This window comes from Cupriavidus agavae, from assembly GCF_004217045.1.
In the GTDB taxonomy this organism is placed as follows: Bacteria; Pseudomonadota; Gammaproteobacteria; order Burkholderiales; family Burkholderiaceae; genus Cupriavidus; species Cupriavidus agavae.
Genome location: NZ_SGXM01000001.1, coordinates 1,377,072 through 1,395,350, shown reverse-complemented (window position 1 = coordinate 1,395,350; position 18,279 = coordinate 1,377,072). Strand labels below are relative to the sequence as shown.

Sequence of the window (18,279 nt, the reverse complement as noted above, 5' to 3'; positions counted from 1 at the left end):
AGTGGAAGACGCCCGCACGTGCGGGCGTTTTTTCTTTTCGGGAACGGCTACTCGCGGGTGAAGACGTAGTACACCGCATAGAAGCCGACAAAGACGGCATAGGCGGAAATGGCAGCGAGGGTGCGATAGATGACCTTTTCCTGAAAATCGATGTCGGTGACCATGCGCTCGAGAAAATTGCTCATACTCGTTTCCTTTCGTTTTTACTGATGGACTGAGAAAGCCACAGTCAGGGGAGTTCGACAAACAGCGTGGCATGTGCGACCGAGGTCGCAAAAGCACTTAGAAAGCTTACGATGAGGGAACGCCGGACGATGCCGCCGCTGCGCGAACGCGAGAACTCCGGCAGGCGCGCCAGCGGCAACAGCGCCAGCGGGGCGAGCAGGGGGATGGCGACATGGAACACGAACCAGCCGAACATCTCGATGGCATGGGTCATGGCGCTCCTTGAAGATGAAATGGACGCAGCCATGCTAAGCGCCACGGAACGGCGCGCCAAGAGTGTTTTTGTTAACTTTTAGTGTCAGTTGCAGTGTGGTTTGCGTCTGATCATGAGAAAACTCTCAAGCGACGGCTGACTGGGGATACTCGGGCTCTCCGCCCGTGCCCTGGTCGTGAGCCGGGACGGCGGTCTGGCCCCTCGCGCTCCAGGGTACGTAGCGGGAATACAGCAGCCGCATGCGGTCCGAGCCGGGCGGCACCGGAATTTCTCCACAGACTTCCATGTAGGCGATGGTGGCCTGCAATGCCTTGGATTGCGCGTAGCGATCGCGGATGGGCAGGTGAGGGTGGAGTTCGCGCCAGCGGTCGCCGGTGCAGGCAATGTGCGGCATGCCCAGTGCGCAGTAGACGACGCCGCTCGAAAAGAGGTGCCACATGTTCCAGTACCCGCTCATCACCGCCATGAACGACAGCCTCCTTCGCGCTTCAGCCGGGCCGCCCGCGCACGGTGCCGGCGGCGATCGTAGAGATATTACTGATCCCGGCAGGGCGAGGGAACCGCCGCAGCGGCCGCGAATGTTCCAGATCACGCATAACTCGGGCGGCGCATAAAAAAACCGGCGCCTCAGCGCCGGTTTCCTGTCATCGCAGTGCCCCTGAGCGGAGTTACTGGATCTTGGCCTTGTCCTTGAGCGACTTCATCATCGCCTGGAACTGCTCGCGCTGCCATGCCTGGTCGCCCATCAGCATCTGCTGCAGCTGCGGCTTCACTTCCTCGAAGGTCGGGACCTTGGCATCGCGTACGTCCACCAGCTCGATGATGTGCCAGCCGAATTGCGTCTTGACCGGCGTATCGGTCATCTGGCCCTTCTTCAGGCCAGTCATGGCGGCCGAGAATTCCGGCACGTAGCTGCTGCTGTTGGCCCAGTCCAGGTCGCCGCCGTTGGCTGCCGAGCCAGTGTCCTTCGACGACGTCTTGGCCAGGTCCTCGAACTTGGCGCCGCCCTTGATCTTGGCGATGATCGCCTTGGCGTCGGCTTCCTTCTCCACGAGGATGTGGCGGGCGTGGTATTCCTTGCCGTTACCGAACTGCGACTTGATCTTGTCGTACTGCTTGCGCAATTCGTCGTCGTTGGCGCCATGGGTACGGACATAGTCCTCGAACACCGCGCCGGCCAGCACGTTCAGGCGGGCCTGTTCCAGCTGTTCCTGAATGTCTTCGCGCTGGGTGATGCCGCGCTTGTTGGCTTCCTGCAGCAGCAGTTCCCGATCGATCAGCATGTTGCGGGCACGGTCGCGCAGTTCCGGCGAGCCGGGCTGGCCCGTGCCGGCGATCAGCTTGTCCACTTTTGCCGACGGGATGGGCTTGCCATTCACAACGGCGGCGTTCTGGGCGAATGCGGGCAGGCTGCCTGCAGCGAGCACAGCCGCCAGGCTGAACGAGAGGACGGTGGTCTTCATGGAATCAGTTCTGAGAGTTGCGGGTCGCGTCGCGTGATGCTTCGCGGGATTGATTTTCTTGTTCGGTGTAGGCGCTGACGGCCAGCGCATGGATTTGCGCCGGGAACAGCTCGCGCAGCGCATCATACACCATACGGTGGCGCGCCACGCGCGATTGGCCGGCAAAGCGCTCGCTGACGATCAGCACGTTGTAGTGGCCTCCGCCGGAGGCCGCGCCAGCGTGCCCGGCGTGGGCCGCGCTGTCGTCGTGCACGTGTACATGGGAGGGGTCGAGGGATGCGCGCAGCAACTCCTCGATGCGGGCGGGATCGGCTGCCATCGGAATTCCTTGAATTGGGCGGGAAGCGGGGCGGCCGTTACTCGGGCCGGCCTTCGCGGGAGGGCGTTTCCTGGATATGGCGCGACAGCCAGATGCTCTGCACCACGATGAACACAGCCATCAGCCCCATGCCGCCAAACAGCTTGAAGTTGACCCAGGTATCGGTCGAGAACTGGTAGGCCACGTAGAGGTTCAGCACGCCCATCACGGCGAAGAACCCGGCCCAGGCGGTATTGAGCTTGCCCCACATCGGGTCCGGCAGCGTGACCTGCTTCTCCATCATGGCGCGGATCAGGTTCTTGCGCCAGCCGATGACCGAGCCGATCAGCGTGACCGCGAACAGCCAGTACAGCACGGTGGGCTTCCACTTGATGAAGGTCTCGTTGTGCAGCACGATCGTTGCGCCGCCAAACACGCCGATGATCAGCAGGCTGACCCATTGCATCGGTTCCACCTTGCCGTGCCGGATACGGACCCAGGCAATCTGCAGCACCGTGGCGGCAATGGCGACCGCGGTGGCCGGGTAGATGCCGAACAGCTTGAACGCGACAAAAAACAGGATGACCGGGAACAGGTCGAAGAGAAATTTCATGCGTTTGAGATCAGGTGGACGGGCCAGCCGGCAGGGCCGGCCCGCTGGCGACCCGCGCGGCGGATCGGACGGGCGTCCGGGTGTGCGGGCAGAGTCACCCGCGCTCGTCCGGATCGCGATCGTCGAATTTTAGCGCAGCCGAGTTGATGCAATAGCGCAGGCCGGTCGGCGCGGGGCCGTCCTCGAAGACATGGCCCAGGTGGCTGCCGCATTCCTTGCAGCGGACTTCCACGCGCGTCATGCCATGGGTGTGGTCCGCGTGCTCGGCAATCACCTCGCCGTTGATCGGCTTGAAGTAGCTCGGCCAGCCGCAACCGGCGTCGAACTTGGTGCCCGATTCGAACAGCGGCGTGCCGCAGCCCACGCAGTGGTAGATGCCCTGGTCCCAGTGGTCCCAGTACTTGCCCGTGAACGGCCGTTCGGTGGCCGATTGGCGCGCCACACGGTATTCGATGTCGGAAAGCTGCTCACGCCATTCGGCGTCGGTCTTGGTCGTGGTCATCTTGTTTCCTCTCGTTGTTGTGGCCCCGGGAAGGCCTGCCCCGGGGATATGGGGACGAACGCGCCGATTACGAGGAGCAGCTCACTTCCAGCCCCGAAGCCCAATCCGGCGGCAGCGCGGCGTAATGCGCCGCTTCGGGCTGCTCGTCGAACGGCTTCGACAGCACGGCCAGCAGACGGTTCACCTCGGAAAAATCCTTGTCCCGGGCGGCGCGGATGGCGGTCTCTGCCAGGTGGTTGCGCAGCACGTACTTCGGATTGACCTGGCGCATCGCAGCCGCGCGCACGGCGTCGTCCGACTGTTCCTGCTGCAGCCGCGCACGGTAGCCGGCGGCCCAGGCGTCCCAGGCGGCGCGGTCGAGGAACAGGTCGCGCACGGGGGCGTCGCGTCCGGCGTCCTGGGCGCTGATGTCCCCGAGGTGGCGCCAGAAAAGCGTGTAGTCAACCCGGTTGGCATGCAGTACGCGGAACAGGTCGGTCATCAGTGCCTCGTCGTTGTCCTGTGCGGCGCGCAGGCCGAGCTTGGCGCGGTAATGCCGGAAGAACGCCTCGGCGTAGCGGTCGCGGAACGGGTCCAGCGCCTCGTGGGCCAGGTCGATGGCGGCCTGCTTGGCGGCTTCCGGGTCGGCGGCATCGGTGTCGCGCCACAGCGGCAGCAGCGCCTGGGCCAGGCAATGCAGGTTCCAGAACGCAATCTGGGGCTGCTGGCTGTAGGCATAGCGGCCCTGCTGGTCGGAATGGTTGCAGATATGGTTGGCGTCGAAGGCGTCCAGGAAGCCGAACGGGCCGTAGTCGATCGTCAGGCCGAGGATCGACATGTTGTCGGTGTTCATCACGCCGTGGCAGAAACCGACGGCCTGCCAATGCGCCACCATGTCGGCGGTCAGCAGCGACACTTCGCGCAGCAGCGCCTGGTAGGGGCTGGCGGCATCGCGGCAGGCCGGGTAGAAGCGGTCGATGACGAAGTCGGCCAGTTGCCTGAGGCTGGCGTGGTCCTCGCGGGCGGCGAAATGCTCGAAATGACCGAATCGGATGAAGCTCGGCGCGAGGCGGGTCACCACGGCGGATGTTTCCAGCGTCTCGCGCCGCACTGGCGCATCGGAGCCGATGATCGACATCGCCCGGGTGGTCGGCACGCCCAGCGCGTACATGGCTTCGGAGCACAGGTACTCGCGGATCGACGAGCGCAACACCGCGCGGCCATCGGCCATGCGGGAATACGGGGTCAGCCCGGCGCCCTTGAGCTGGATTTCCCACGGCCCGTCAGGTCGCTGCGCTTCGGCAAGCCGGATCGCGCGTCCGTCGCCAAGCTGGCCAGCCCATACCCCGAACTGGTGGCCCGAATAGACCGTGGCCAGCGGATCGGCCCAGTCCGGCACGGCATTGCCGACGAAGGTGTCGAGGAAGGCCGGATCCTCCACCGCCTTGCCGAGTCCGGCCTCGTCCCATCCCAGCAGCGCGGCCGCGGCCGGCGCCACGCTGACGAGGTAGGGCGAGGGCAGCGGCGTCGGCGCCAGGCGCGTGAAAAACCGCTCGCCGAGCGCGGCGATGCCGGGTGCGGTGCCGAAGGGGACGGCGTAGGGCAGGCGCTGCAGGACTTCGGGGAGGTCGGTAGGCATGGGGCTGGCGAGTGTTGGGCGGGCGCGCCGGGCGGCGGACGCGGCGCTAGGGGAAAACGACATATTGAGACGCATCGGGGCTCGCAGTATTGTACTTGCACCGGTTTTCCCCTGTTGGCCGAGGGTTTCCGCCGCATCGCAGACCACTCGAAAAGCGCTGCACATGGCGGACATCAATCCCATGCATGACAGGGTCCGCAAGCGGTTGGAGAGAGCCTCTTGCGCGTCAGTCCCATCACCTCATCCGCTAGTCGCATTGTGTCGACGCTTTTGCAGCGCGAGGGAACAATCGGTCAAAAATAAGAACGGTTGTTCGTTTTTCGTGCTTGAACATAGAACAAGGAGACCGTTTCATGGCATTGATGGGTCAAATGATGAGCGCGCCGCTGCTCATTTCCTCCATCATCAAGCACGCTGCGCGCTACTACGGCAGCACGGAAATCGTCTCGCGCCGCACCGAAGGCGACCTGCACCGCTATACCTACGCCGAGTGCGAGTTGCGCGCCCGCAAGGTGGCGCAGGCGCTGGGCGCGCTGGGCGTGGCCGAGGGCGAGCGCGTGGGGACGCTGGCCTGGAACGGCTACCGGCACCTCGAAATCTACTATGGCGTGTCCGGCATGGGCGCCGTGTGCCATACCATCAATCCGCGGCTGTTCCCCGAACAGATCGCCTACATCGTCAATCACGCCGACGACCGCTACGTATTCTTCGACGCCACCTTCCTGCCGCTGGTGGAAGGCGTGGCGCCGCACTGCCCGAACGTGAAGGGCTGGGTGCTGATGAGCGACCGCGCCCACATGCCGGCCGACGCCAAGGTCGAGCTGATCTGTTACGAAGACCTGATCAGCCAGCAGGACGGCAACTACGACTGGCCACAGTTCGACGAAAACCTGGCCTCGAGCCTGTGCTACACCTCGGGCACCACGGGCAATCCCAAGGGGGCCCTGTACTCGCATCGTTCGACGGTGCTGCATTCGTATGCCTCGGCGCTGCCCGACGCGCTCGGCTGCTCGGCCAAGGACGTGATCCTGCCGGTGGTGCCGATGTTCCACGTCAATGCGTGGGGGCTGCCGTATTCGGTGCCGCTGGTCGGCGCCAAGCTGGTGTTCCCGGGGGCCAAGCTCGACGGGGCGTCGCTGTACGAACTCTTCGAACAGGAGGGCGTGACATTCTCCGCCGGCGTGCCCACGGTCTGGCTGGGGCTGCTGCAGCATGTGCAGGCCAACAAGCTGAAGTTCTCGACCTTCCGGCGCACCGTGATTGGTGGCTCTGCGGCGCCGCCGGCGATGATCCGCGCGCTGGAGGCGCTTGATGTCGAGGTGATCCATGCCTGGGGCATGACCGAGATGTCGCCGCTCGGCACGTCGTGCAAGCTGCTGGCGCGGCACAAGGACCTGCCGGAGGATGCGCGCCACAAGATCCTGGAAACCCAGGGCCGCGTGATCTACGGCGTGGACATGAAGATCGTCGACGGCGAGGGTCAGGAACTGCCGTGGGACGGCAAGGCATTCGGCGATCTGCTGGTGCGCGGGCCGTGGGTGATCGACCGCTACTTCCGCGCCGAGGGCAGCCCCCTCGTGGACGGCTGGTTCCCCACCGGCGACGTGGCCACGATCAACGAAGAGGGCTACATGCAGATCACGGACCGCAGCAAGGACGTGATCAAGTCTGGCGGCGAGTGGATTTCGTCGATCGATGTCGAGAACGTGGCGGCTGCCCATCCGGCCGTGCACATGGCCGCCTGCATCTCCGCCTACCACCCGAAATGGGACGAGCGGCCGCTGCTGGTGGTGGTCAAGCGTCCCGGCACGGAGATCAGCCGCGAGGAACTGCTGGCCTTCTTCGAGGGCAAGGTCGCCAAGTGGTGGATTCCCGACGACGTGGCGTTCGTGACCGAGATTCCGCTGACGGCCACCGGAAAGATGCAGAAGCTCAAGCTGCGCGAGCAGTTCAAGGACTACCGGCTGCCGGGCGCCTGAACGCCGTATCGCACCGCGCCGGGTGTCGTCCATCCCGTCAACCGTTTTGCGACATCCCGCTCCGCGTGGGCGGGGGCTTCGCGAGGACGGCCGTCCGCGCACAGGAGGGCGGCGGCCGTTGCCATTCGCCAACGACAATAATCCCAAGGAGACAGGTATGACCAAGTTGCGTCCGCTGGTTACCGGAGTGGCTGCAGTCGTGATGCTGGGTTCCGCGCTGGCGTCTGGCGTGGCGGCGGCCGATACGGTGAAGATCGCCTTCATCGATCCGCTGTCGGGCCTGATGGCCCCGGTGGGTCAGAATCAGCTCAAGAGCTGGCAGTACGTGGCGGAACTGGCCAACCAGAAGAACTGGGCCGGTGCGCACAAGTTCGAGGTGGTGGGCTTCGACAACAAGCTGAGCCCCCAGGAGAGCCTGACCATTCTCAAGCAGGCGGTCGACCAGAACATCCGCTACATCGTCCAGGGCAATGGTTCGTCGGTGGGCCTGGCGCTCGAAGACGCCGTGGCCAAGCACAACGAGCGCAATCCGGGCAAGGAAATCGTCTACCTGAACTACGCGGCGGTGGACCCGGACATGACCAACAGCAAGTGCAACTACTGGCATTTCCGGCTCGACGCCAACTCCGACATGAAGATGGAGGCGCTGACCACGTTCCTGGCCAAGGACCCCAAGGTCAAGAAGGTCTACCTGATCAACCAGAACTACTCGTTTGGCCACCAGGTGGCCCGTGCCGCCAAGGATTACCTCAAGCGCAAGCGTCCTGACATCCAGATCGTGGGCGAGGACCTGCACCCGCTGGCACAGGTCAAGGACTTCGCGCCGTACGCGGCCAAGATCAAGGCGGCCGGGGCCGACACGGTCATCACCGGCAACTGGGGCAGCGACCTGGCACTGCTGATCAAGGCAGGCAAGGATGCCGGCCTGCCGGTGGACTACTATACCTACTACGCCGGCACCACTGGCGTGCCTACGGCCATGGGCGCGGCCGGCGCGGAGCACGTCAAGTACGTGGGCTACTACAACCCCAACAACGCCGGGTTCAAGGGCGCCGACGTCATCGAAGGCTACAAGAAGAAGTACAACGACGACTTCTACGTGATGGCTTCGTATACCGGCATCGCCATGCTGTCGAAGGCCATGAAGGACACCGGCTCGACCGATCCGGTCAAGGTGGCCAAGGCGCTCGAAGGCATCAAGGTGGAAAGCCTGAACGGCACCGTGGAAATGCGTCCGTCCGACCACCAGGCCCAGCAGCCGCTGGTGGTGGCCACCTGGACCAAGGTCAACGGCAAGGACGTCAAGTACGACCAGGAGAACACCGGGTACGGCTGGAAGACCGACGCCGCGCTCGACCAGTTCGTGGCCGCACAGCCCACCTCGTGCCAGATGAAGCGCCCCGGCTCGTCGCAGTAGCCGGAAAGCCGGTAGCCAGCGGCCGGGCGCCGCTGGCCCGGCCACCCCTCGGCGCCATAGCCGCAAGTTGATGCGCGCGAAGGGTTCCCGCCAGCGCGGGAACCGCTGACAATATGGCCTTTGTCGAATCAGGCTCCGGATCGGGGACTTGCCGTGGAATTCTTTGTCATCTCGCTGCTGAACGGGCTCAGCTACGGGCTGCTGCTGTTCATGCTCTCGTCGGGGCTCACGCTGATCTTCAGCATGATGGGTGTGCTGAATTTCGCGCACGCCAGCTTCTACATGCTGGGTGCCTACTTTGCCTACACCATTGCCACCAAGGTCGGCTTCTGGCCCGCGCTGATCCTCGCGCCGCTGCTGGTGGCGGCCGCCGGGGCGCTGGTGGAGCGCTTCGGGCTGCGCACGGTCCACAAGTACGGCCATGTGGCCGAATTACTATTTACTTTCGGCTTGGCGTACCTGATCGAGGAGGGCGTCAAGCTCGTCTGGGGCCTCGCCGCCGTACCGTACCGGGTGCCGGCAGAACTTGACGGCCCGCTCTTCACGGTCTTCACGTCCTCGTTCCCCAAGTACCGCGCATTCATGATGCTGGTGTCGCTGGGCATGCTGGTGGCTATCTACCTGGTGCTGACGCGTACCCGTATCGGCCTGGTCATCCAGGCAGCGTTGACGCACCCTGAAATGGTCGAGGCACTGGGTCACAATGTGCCGCGCGTGTTCATGATGGTATTCGGCGGCGGCGCGGCGCTGGCAGGGCTGGCCGGGGTGATCGGCGGCAATGCGTTCGTCACCGAGCCTTCGATGGCGGCGGCGGTGGGGTCCATCGTCTTCGTGGTGGCGGTGGTGGGGGGCATGGGATCACTGGTGGGGGCGTTCATTGCGTCGATCCTGATCGGCGTGCTGCAGACCTTCGCGGTCACCATCGATGCCTCGCTGGCCGGGCTGTTCGGCAGTTTCGGGCTCGCCGTCACCGATGCCACGCCGTTCAGCTCGCTCTGGAAGCTCACCGTGGCCCAGGTGGCGCCAGTGCTGCCATACCTGCTGCTCGTGGTGATGCTGATCTTCCGCCCGCGCGGGCTGATGGGCACCCGGGAGAGCTGAGCCATGGAAACCACGACGATGCAACAAAGCTCCCGGCCTGTGGTGACGGGCCGCACCTTGCGCTACCGGCCCCTGAACCTGGCGCGGTGGGTCATCTGGTCGCTCACGGCGTTGCTGATGATCGCCATGCCGCTGATCTTCACGGGCGGTTTCGCGGTGACGCTGATGTCGCAGATGGGCATCATGATCATCTTCGCGCTGTCGTACAACATGCTGCTGGGCCAGACCGGCATGCTCTCGTTCGGGCATGCGGTCTACTCGGGGCTGGGCGCCTTCATCGCGGTGCACGTGCTGAACATGGTCGGGGCCGGCAAGGTATGGCTGCCGGTGTCGATGCTGCCGCTGGTGGGCGGGCTCGCCGGCGCGTTCTTTGGCGTGCTGTTCGGGTACGTGACCACCAAGAAGTCAGGCACGACGTTCGCAATGATCACGATGGGCATTGGCGAGATGGTGTTTGCCAGCTCGCTGATGTTCCCAGATTTCTTCGGCGGCGAAGGCGGCATCTCCACCAACCGGGTGGTAGGCGACCCGTTCCTCGGCATCACGTTCGGGCCGGGGCGGCAGGTCTACTACCTGATCGCGATCTGGTGCTTCCTGTCGATGGTGGCCATGTACGCCTGGACGCAGACGCCGCTGGGCCGCATCGCCAACGCCGTGCGCGACAACCCCGAGCGGGTCGAGTTCATCGGCTACAACACCCAGCGCGTGCGCTACCTGGTGCTGATCCTCTCCGCATTCTTCGCGGGCATTTCCGGCGCTTTGTCAGCGATCAATTTCGAGATCGTCTCGGCCGAGAACGTCAGCGCGGTGCGCTCGGGTGGCGTGCTGCTGGCGGCGTTCATCGGCGGCGCCGGGGTGTTCTTCGGACCCGTGATCGGCGCCATCGTGTTCATGCTGTTCGCGGTGGCATTGTCTGACCTGACCAAGGCCTGGTTGCTGTATCTGGGCCTGTTCTTCGTGATGATGGTGATGTTCGTGCCGGGTGGCATCGCCAGCCTGCTGCTGATGCAACTGCCGCTCGTGGCGAAAAAGCAGTTCGGCCGGATGCTGCCTTCGTATGCGCAGGGCGCCGTGGCCGGGTTGATCCTGCTGGTCGCTGCGATCCTGACCGTCGAACTGATCTACAAGGTGCAGGTGGACAGCGCCAACGGCACCGACATGAGCCTGTTTGGCATCGCCTTCAACGCCGGGACGCTGCCGCCATGGATCGTTGCGGCCGTACTCTGGGCCGTCGGCTGCGCCGCCTGGCGCTGGGCCGGCGCCAAGGTCCGCGCGGAACTCGATGCCATCCAGGCCGAAACGGGAGGACTGGCATGACCGCCGCCGCACTGGAACTTTCCGACGTACGCAAGAAGTTCGGCCAGACCGAGATCATCCGCGGTGTCACCCTGACGATTGGCAAGGGCGAGCGCCACGCGCTGATCGGCCCGAACGGCGCAGGCAAGTCGACCACGTTCAACCTGATCTCGGGCCGCTTCGCGCCGACGTCGGGTGCGGTGAAGCTGAACGGGCAGAGCATCGCGGGCCTGCGGCCGTTCGAGATCAACCGGATGGGGCTGTCGCGCAGCTTCCAGATCACCAATATTTTCCACCGGCTTTCGGTGTTCGAGAACCTGCGTTGCGCGGTGCTCTGGTCTCTCGGCTACAAGTACTCGTTCTGGCACAGGCTATCGGCACTGCGCGACGCGAAGGAGCGTGCGGACGAGGTGCTGGAGCTGATCGGCATGCAACACCGGCGCAACAGCCAGGCCGGGCTGCTGACCTATGCCGAACAGCGCGCGCTCGAAATCGGCATCACGATTGCCGGCGGCGCCGACGTGATCCTGCTCGATGAGCCCACCGCCGGCATGAGCCGCTCGGAATCGGATCATGCCGTGGAACTGATCCGCAAGGTGACCGTGGGCAAGACGCTGGTGATGGTGGAGCACGACATGAGCGTGGTATTCGGCCTGGCGGACCGCATCTCGGTGCTGGTCTACGGCGAAGTCATCGCCACCGACACGCCGGAAGCGATCCGCAACAACCGTCGCGTCAAGGAAGCCTACCTGGGAACCACGCTCGACGAACATGCCGAGGAAGGAGCCATCGGATGAGCCAGCCCATGCTAGAAGTCGCGGGTCTGCACGCCTACTACGGCAAGAGCCACATCCTGCATGGCGTGGACGCCCACATCGACGACGGCGAGATCGTCGCGCTGCTAGGCCGCAATGGCGTGGGCCGCTCCACCATGGCCAAGGCCATTCTTGGCATGGTTCGCGCGGAGGGCTCGGTCAAGTTCCGGGGCCAGGAGATCCTCGGGCGCCGTACGTTCGAAATTGCCCACGCCGGCATCGGCTATGTGCCCGAGAACCGCGACATCTTCCCCACGCTCACGGTGCGCCAGAACCTGCTGCTAGGCGAGAAGCGCAACCCTCGCCAGCAGACTCCGCGCTGGTCAGTGGAGGACATGTACCGCATGTTTCCGCGCCTGAAGGAACGCGAGAACACCGCGGCCGGCGTGCTCTCGGGCGGGGAGCAGCAGATGCTGACGCTGTGCCGCACGCTGATGGGCGACCCCGACCTGATCCTGATCGACGAGCCCACCGAGGGCCTGGCCCCGATGATCGTCACGCTGGTCGGAGATTTCCTGAAGACGCTGAAGGAGCGCGGCGTCTCGGTGCTGCTGATCGAACAGAAACTGGCCATTGCTCTGGATATCTCGCAGCGGGTCTACGTGATGGGCCACGGCCATATCGTGTTCGAGGGCACGCCGAGGGATCTGAAGGCGAATGCGCAGGTGAGGAAGGAGTGGCTGGAGGTGTGAGGGGGCGGGAACGAGCACTAAGAGAATGGGTCAATTCCCAGCCATCCATGGACCTTGAACATTCCCGTCCAGCAGGTGGAGCAGTCGGAGAATATTATTCCAAGCACCGTCAGCGCGAAGAACGGCCCGCCTAGATACCATCGCGTGGAATTCAGTCGAGTTGGCCACGCCATCGATCCAAGACTCAGGAGCGCGCTGAACAGGTACGACACTATGGCGCCGGTGAAGTGTGGATAGAGGCCGGACATCAGATGTTCGTTCATGCCTACCGCAACTAAGGCCGATAGGGCGGAGATGCCTATTCGGATGACTATCTCAATACCTAACGCGAAGTTCGAGGTCTTTGCCATACTTGAGAAATTTATCCACAAAGTCGGGCATGTCGGACGTGAGATCGATGCAACCGGCAGATGCAGGGAAGCTTCCTCCGTGGATAGAGAAGTTGTTGCGGCCGAGCATCGAGCTCCCGCCCAACGGTTCGAGCCAGATGCGACGATCCCCCCACGCAAAACCACAACCCGGCCACGCACCGGAGAATTTCTTCAGATAAGGCACCCCACCCAAGTGGCATATCACTCGATTGAACGCGGCGTAATCCTCTCGCCTCTGCAATTCGGCCTGTCTGGCAACGTAAAAGCCTTCTGGAATTGGCCCTTTGTTTGGCACGTCCTGATACCTTTTGTGTTGATAACCCAGCGCTCCCGAAACTGCAAGCCATGATCGTGAGGCCATGCCATTCTCGATCCAGCGAAGGACCTTGCCATCAAAGTCGAGCCTGGCGTAACGGCTCTCTATGCGCCGCGCGGTTTCCTCGAGCCCAAGCATCTCGACCATCAGCCGGACATCAGTCGTACGCGCGACCAACCCGAACTTGGCCCGATGGGCTTCGGCAAGGGCTCGCCTGAGGATCGGATCTCCCTCTATCTCACGGACCAACGAGTGCGTCACGACAGCCATGGTGCAGATTCCCCACAGTTCCAAGTCTGCCGACCATAGCCAATGCGTGGCGCCGAGTCGTTGCGAGGCGTCAATTCTCGGCGCTTCTTCCCAACTCTCTCAGGCGCCTGGCGTCTGACACGAGGAACGATAGCGCAAGCCATCCGATGGCCAGTAGGACTCCTTTTCTCGTAGAACGACTACATCTTTAACACTTCCGCAGGACTCAGTTGGTGCCGCGCCACGCCGTGGGCGGTCTTCCCGTCGATTTGACACATGGACCCTTGGCGAGCGCGAATCTCGGGCCTAGCATTGCCTGCGTCGTCTTCAGCGTGAGGTGCCATGCAAAGTGTTCTGGAACTGCTCGGCTGGTTCGTGTTCAACGTCGCCATTCCCTTGCTGGCGCCGCTGGCGTTGCTGCCGTTGATGCAATTCGCCAACGTGCCCGCCGGCCGCCATGGGAGTTCAGTCAGACTTGCCATCAAGGATGGGCAATTGCTCTGGGCCGTCATTCCACTGAGCGCCAGTGCGTGCTACATGCTGGCGTCTGCGTTGGAAGAGGCATGGGCGCTGAGACAGGTCATGTGGGGCGTGATGACGGCCCATGTCCTGGTTATCGTGGTGTCCTCTGTGCTGGTGATGCTTGCTACCAGGACTGCCTGCCTGCGCGATGCGCTTTGGTTGTCGAGGGACACGGATGATGGCCCGATGTTGCGCACGTGCGTCTTTCTGTCGGTGCTCAGTGGAGGAATGCACTTCCTTGGCTACGTGTTTCTGATTCGGCCCGTGGTGACCGCGGGATGAACCCATCGTTACAGCAGCGTTGATTTATCGACTCGAACCTGGAGATTCAAATGAAACTGGCATGCCTGTCGGACGAGAATTTCGAGCAGACGCGCGCAGCCGTATTGCGCGCAGTCGGCGTAATGCTCGTTTTCGGTTACGCGTTCATGTTCTATCTTGCCTATGCGGGGCTTACCGGAAAACTTGGTTGAGAGAGGTGGACCGCCGTGGCGCTCCACGCTCCGGTGCTCACCCCCGCCGCCGTATCTCGAACGGCATATCCTCGTACGCGATGATCCGGCTCTTGCGCACGATCCGGTATCCGAGCCACAGCGCCAGGAAGACCGGTACACCGATGTAGGTGCCGACGATCTCGTGCCAGCGTCCGGGAATGTCGCCGAACGCTTCATAGTTCTGCCCGGCCACGATGGCCAGGCAGAGCACGCCGGCGAAGATCGGGCCGAACGGATAGAGCGGCGAGCGGTAGGACAGGTCCGAGACCTTGTAGCCCTGCGCGACCAGGCCCCGGCGGAAGCGGTAGTGGCTGACGGCGATGCCGATCCAGGCGAAGAAGCCGGTCATGGCGGAGGTGTTGAGCAGCCAGAGATAGACCGCCTTGTCACCGAACAACGAGCTGAAGAAGCACAGCGCGCCGATGGCGGTGCTGACCAGCAAGGCATTGAACGGCACCCCGCCGGCGGTCAGCCTTGCCAGTGCGCGCGGCGCGCGGCCGCTTATCGCCAGGCCGTACAGGATGCGGGTCGACACGTACATGCTGGAGGTGCCCGCCGAGAGCAGGGCGGTCAGTACCACGGCGTTCATCAGTCCTGCGGCAAACGCCAGGCCGGCGTGGCGGAAGACGAGGGTGAAAGGGCTGACGCCCACGTCGGTCACGTCATTGCGGAGCAGGTTGGGGTCGGTGTAGGGAATCAGTACGCCGATGATCAGGATCGCCAGCACGTAGAACAGCAGGATGCGCCAGAAGGTCTGGCGGATGGCGCGGGGAATGGTGCGTGAAGGATTTTCGGCCTCGCCTGCCGCCACGCCGACTGTCTCGGTGCCCTGGAACGAGAACCCGGCGATCATCGCCACCGCGAACATGCCGGGCAGGCCGCCGACAAATGGCGCTTCACCGACCGTGAAGTTGCCCCAGCCGGATTGCGGACCGCCCGAGAGAATGCCGAAGATCATCAGCAATCCGACGCCGAGGAAGACCACCACCGTCACGATCTTGATCAGCGCGAACCAGTATTCGGCCTCCCCGAAGCCCCGGACGGAGAACGCGTTGAGTGCGAACATCAGGCACAGGAACCCGGCGCTCCAGTACACGCCCGGCACCTCGGGGAACCAGTACTGCATCACGAGTTGAGCCGCCGTCAGTTCCACGGCGATGGTCACGGCGAGGCTGAACCAGTAGTTCCAGCCCAGCGCAAAGCCGAACCCTTCATCGACGTAGAGTGCGCTGTAGGTGACGAACGACCCCGCCACCGGCATGTGCACAGCCAGTTCGCCAAGGCTCGTCATGAGGCAGTAGACCATCAGGCCGATCAGGCAGTAGGCCAGCAGGGCGCCGCCCGGCCCGGACTGCGCGATCGATCCGCCCGAAGCAATGAAGAGGCCGGTACCGATGGCACCGCCCAGGGCGATCATGGTCAGGTGGCGCGCCTTGAGCTTGCGGCGCAGGTCGTCGTGCTCGACGACAGGGTGCTGGTGAGGTTGGGAGTCGGAAGACATCAGGGTCGCTGGATCGTCGGGGGGAAGGGGCCACGGAACCAAAGCCTTGTGGGCGACAGTCTCCGGTGGCCACCCGGAAAAACGAAAGGCGCGAGTCTACCGTCTCTTTTTTAGTGGATTGGAGGCCGGCGTCAAATGAATGTGTTTAAGCCGGAGTTCATATTAATAAAGTGCATCTTTCGCCATAACGCTCCCGGTTGGAAGTTGCCGTCTACGGGTTCCCCCTGAGGGATTTGCCTGGTCGGGCGGCTCACCATGAACGCCGGCAAATGCGTGCATGAAGCGGACGCATGACGCAAATTCCATGGCCGAAAAATGAAATTGAACGACCGTGCTATTTTGTGTATGCTTGACCCGCTTTCGAGCCGGAGGGGCTTGTGGAGCAAGGGATTGCGGGAACAAGACCATAGCGCCGCAATCCTGGCAGCAACCTTTATTCGAGAATTCGAATCCCGAGACAACTGATGCCCGAGACCAACCGAGGGCTCGCACACACCAAAGGAACTTGTATGACAGCGCAGTATCAGGTTCAGGACGGCGTAGCCGTCATCACGCTCGACAATCCCCCCGTCAATGGCCTGGGTCACAGCACCCGGCTCGGCATCGTCGAAGGCATGACCCGTGCGCTGGACGATGCAGCCGTCAAGGCCGTCGTCATCACCGGCGCTGGCAAGGCATTCTCGGGCGGCGCCGACATCCGCGAATTCAATACGCCCAAGGCCACCCAGGAGCCGACGCTCCACTCGGTGATCCGGGTGCTGGAAGCCTCGGCCAAGCCGGTCGTGGCCGCGATTCACTCCGTCGCCATGGGCGGCGGCCTGGAACTGGCGCTGGGCTGCAACTACCGTGTGGCCGCCAAGGGCGCGCAGATCGCACTGCCCGAAGTCAAGCTGGGCCTGCTGCCGGGCGCCGGTGGCACGCAGCGCCTGCCGCGCCTGATCGGGCTGGAGCACGCACTGAACATGATCGTGTCGGGCACGGCCATTCCTTCGGAGAAGTTTGCCGGTTCGAAGCTGTTCGACGAGGTTGTCGACGGTGACGTGCTGCCGGCCGCCATCAAGTTCGCGCAGAACGTGGGCGCCGCCAGCGGCCCGCACCCGAAGGTGCGCGACCTGAAGGTGCGTCATGAAAACGCCGAGGGCTTCATCGCGTTCGCCCGCAACACCGTGGCGGCCGTGGCCAAGAACTTCCCGGCCCCGTCGAAGTGCGTGGATGCCGTGGCGGCCTCGCTGAAGCCGTTCGAGCAGGGCCTGAAGGAAGAGCGCGAAGGCTTCATGTACCTGGTGGGCACGCCGGAATCGCGCGCGCTGCGCCATGCGTTCTTCGGCGAGCGTGCCGCGAGCAAGATTCCCGATGTGCCGGAAGGCACGCCGGTCCGCAAGATCGAGAAGGTGGCCGTGATCGGCGCCGGCACGATGGGCGGCGGCATCACGATGAACTTCCTGAACGCGGGCATCCCCGTGATCATGCTGGAAACCAAGCAGGAAGCGCTCGATCGTGGCGTCGGCATCATCCGCAAGAACTACGACAACAGCGCCAAGAAGGGCAAGCTGACGGCCGAGAAGGTCGAGCAGCGCATGGGCCTGCTGAGCACCACGCTGTCGTACGACGACATCAAGGATGCGGACATGGTGATCGAAGCCGTGTTCGAGGAGATGGGCGTCAAGGAAACCGTCTTCAAGAAGCTGGACGAAGTGATGAAGGACGGTGCCATCCTGGCCTCCAACACCTCCACGCTCGACGTGAACAAGATTGCCTCGTTCACGCGCCGTCCGCAGGATGTGGTTGGCATGCACTTCTTCAGCCCGGCCAACGTGATGAAGCTGCTGGAAGTGGTGCGCGGCGAGAAGACCGGCAAGGACGTGCTGGCCACGGTGATGCAGATTGGCAAGAAGATCAAGAAGACGGCCGTGGTGTCGGGCGTGTGCGACGGCTTCATCGGCAATCGCATGATCGAGCAGTACAGCCGCCAGGCTGGCTACCTGCTGGACGAAGGCGCGCTGCCGGAGCAAGTGGACCGCGCCATCGAGAAGTTCGGTTTCGCCATGGGTCCGTTCCGTATGGGCGACCTGGCTGGTAACGACATCGGTTGGGCCATCCGTAAGCGCCGCGCCGTGGACAAGCCGGACATCCAGTACTCGAAGACCGCCGACCTGCTGTGCGAGATGGGCCGCTTCGGCCAGAAGACCGGCGCGGGCTGGTACGACTACAAGGCGGGAGACCGCAAGCCGTACCCGAACCAGCAGGTCAACGACATGATCGTCGAGCACTCGAAGTCGCTCGGCATCACGCGCCGCAAGATCTCGGACGACGAAATCGTCGAGCGCCTGGTGTTCGCCCTCGTGAACGAAGGCGCGAAGATCCTGGAGGAGGGCATTGCCTCGAAGGCGTCTGACATCGACATGGTCTACCTGACCGGCTACGGCTTCCCGCTGTTCCGCGGTGGCCCGATGCTCTACGCGGACCAGGTTGGCCTGTTCAACGTGGCCCAGTCGATGAAGCGCTACGCCAAGGGTTACCACGGCGAAGCCTGGACCGTTGCGCCGCTGCTGCAGAAGCTGGCCGACGAAGGCAAGGGCTTCAACGGCTGATT

At 63.6% G+C, this 18,279-nt stretch carries 19 protein-coding genes; 9 read left to right on the top strand and 10 right to left on the bottom strand.

Annotated elements, in window-relative coordinates:
- Positions 1–47 precede the first annotated feature (47 nt).
- The 8 genes from EV147_RS25905 to EV147_RS06300 form a co-directional block, all read right to left on the bottom strand.
- Entirely contained in the window at positions 48–185 is a 138-nt protein-coding gene (locus EV147_RS25905; RefSeq protein WP_157994669.1) for a hypothetical protein, read from the bottom strand.
- Between the two features lie 44 nt (positions 186–229).
- On the bottom strand, positions 230–439 hold the full coding sequence (locus EV147_RS06330; protein WP_130390238.1) for a hypothetical protein: 210 nt from the start codon (positions 437–439) through the stop codon (positions 230–232).
- Positions 440–563: 124 nt separating this feature from the next.
- On the bottom strand, positions 564–905 hold the full coding sequence (locus EV147_RS06325; RefSeq protein WP_130390237.1) for a hypothetical protein: 342 nt from the start codon (positions 903–905) through the stop codon (positions 564–566).
- A 202-nt stretch (positions 906–1,107) separates the two neighbouring features.
- Positions 1,108–1,902 carry a peptidylprolyl isomerase gene (locus EV147_RS06320; protein ID WP_130390236.1) on the bottom strand — a complete coding sequence of 265 codons (795 nt, stop codon included), beginning with the start codon at positions 1,900–1,902 and terminating at the stop codon, positions 1,108–1,110.
- Positions 1,903–1,906: 4 nt separating this feature from the next.
- Positions 1,907–2,221: a BolA family protein gene (locus EV147_RS06315; RefSeq protein ID WP_130390235.1), complete on the bottom strand. Its 315-nt coding sequence runs from the start codon at positions 2,219–2,221 to the stop codon at positions 1,907–1,909.
- A 37-nt stretch (positions 2,222–2,258) separates the two neighbouring features.
- Positions 2,259–2,813, bottom strand: a complete 555-nt coding sequence (locus tag EV147_RS06310) for a septation protein A (protein WP_130390234.1) — start codon at positions 2,811–2,813, stop codon at positions 2,259–2,261.
- Between the two features lie 94 nt (positions 2,814–2,907).
- The gene (gene msrB, locus EV147_RS06305; protein WP_130390233.1) at positions 2,908–3,315 is read right to left on the bottom strand and encodes a peptide-methionine (R)-S-oxide reductase MsrB; all 408 of its coding nucleotides are present in this window, start codon (positions 3,313–3,315) and stop codon (positions 2,908–2,910) included.
- A gap of 67 nt (positions 3,316–3,382) precedes the next feature.
- A complete protein-coding gene (locus EV147_RS06300; RefSeq protein ID WP_130390232.1) occupies positions 3,383–4,996 on the bottom strand; it encodes a protein adenylyltransferase SelO in 1,614 nt (537 codons plus the stop codon).
- Between the two features lie 290 nt (positions 4,997–5,286).
- On the opposite strand from EV147_RS06300, the gene EV147_RS06295 reads away from it, so the two are divergent.
- From EV147_RS06295 to EV147_RS06270, 6 genes are all read left to right on the top strand, one after another.
- Positions 5,287–6,912, top strand: a complete 1,626-nt coding sequence (locus tag EV147_RS06295; protein ID WP_130390231.1) for a 3-(methylthio)propionyl-CoA ligase — start codon at positions 5,287–5,289, stop codon at positions 6,910–6,912.
- A gap of 157 nt (positions 6,913–7,069) precedes the next feature.
- Positions 7,070–8,329: a branched-chain amino acid ABC transporter substrate-binding protein gene (locus tag EV147_RS06290; RefSeq protein ID WP_130390230.1), complete on the top strand. Its 1,260-nt coding sequence runs from the start codon at positions 7,070–7,072 to the stop codon at positions 8,327–8,329.
- A 153-nt stretch (positions 8,330–8,482) separates the two neighbouring features.
- Positions 8,483–9,430 carry a branched-chain amino acid ABC transporter permease gene (locus tag EV147_RS06285; RefSeq protein ID WP_130390229.1) on the top strand — a complete coding sequence of 316 codons (948 nt, stop codon included), beginning with the start codon at positions 8,483–8,485 and terminating at the stop codon, positions 9,428–9,430.
- A 3-nt stretch (positions 9,431–9,433) separates the two neighbouring features.
- Positions 9,434–10,747: a branched-chain amino acid ABC transporter permease gene (locus EV147_RS06280; protein ID WP_130390228.1), complete on the top strand. Its 1,314-nt coding sequence runs from the start codon at positions 9,434–9,436 to the stop codon at positions 10,745–10,747.
- Positions 10,744–11,523, top strand: a complete 780-nt coding sequence (locus tag EV147_RS06275; protein ID WP_130390227.1) for an ABC transporter ATP-binding protein — start codon at positions 10,744–10,746, stop codon at positions 11,521–11,523. Before EV147_RS06280 ends, EV147_RS06275 begins: the two co-directional genes overlap by 4 nt.
- Positions 11,520–12,233, top strand: a complete 714-nt coding sequence (locus tag EV147_RS06270; RefSeq protein WP_130390226.1) for an ABC transporter ATP-binding protein — start codon at positions 11,520–11,522, stop codon at positions 12,231–12,233. Before EV147_RS06275 ends, EV147_RS06270 begins: the two co-directional genes overlap by 4 nt.
- A 315-nt stretch (positions 12,234–12,548) precedes the next feature.
- On the opposite strand, the gene EV147_RS06265 is transcribed toward EV147_RS06270, so the two are convergent.
- Complete coding sequence (locus tag EV147_RS06265) at positions 12,549–13,190, bottom strand: DUF2778 domain-containing protein (RefSeq protein ID WP_130390225.1); 642 nt, start codon at positions 13,188–13,190, stop codon at positions 12,549–12,551.
- A 321-nt stretch (positions 13,191–13,511) separates the two neighbouring features.
- Between EV147_RS06265 and EV147_RS06260 the strand changes: the two genes are divergently transcribed.
- A complete protein-coding gene (locus tag EV147_RS06260) occupies positions 13,512–13,973 on the top strand; it encodes a hypothetical protein (RefSeq protein ID WP_130390224.1) in 462 nt (153 codons plus the stop codon).
- Between the two features lie 50 nt (positions 13,974–14,023).
- A complete protein-coding gene (locus tag EV147_RS25900; RefSeq protein WP_157994668.1) occupies positions 14,024–14,164 on the top strand; it encodes a hypothetical protein in 141 nt (46 codons plus the stop codon).
- 37 nt (positions 14,165–14,201) lie between these two features.
- On the opposite strand, the gene EV147_RS06255 is transcribed toward EV147_RS25900, so the two are convergent.
- Positions 14,202–15,686, bottom strand: a complete 1,485-nt coding sequence (locus tag EV147_RS06255; protein ID WP_130390223.1) for an amino acid permease — start codon at positions 15,684–15,686, stop codon at positions 14,202–14,204.
- 509 nt (positions 15,687–16,195) lie between these two features.
- On the opposite strand from EV147_RS06255, the gene EV147_RS06250 reads away from it, so the two are divergent.
- Positions 16,196–18,277, top strand: coding sequence for a 3-hydroxyacyl-CoA dehydrogenase NAD-binding domain-containing protein (locus EV147_RS06250; RefSeq protein ID WP_130390222.1), 2,082 nt, complete (start codon positions 16,196–16,198; stop codon positions 18,275–18,277).
- The last annotated feature ends 2 nt before the right edge of the window (positions 18,278–18,279 follow it).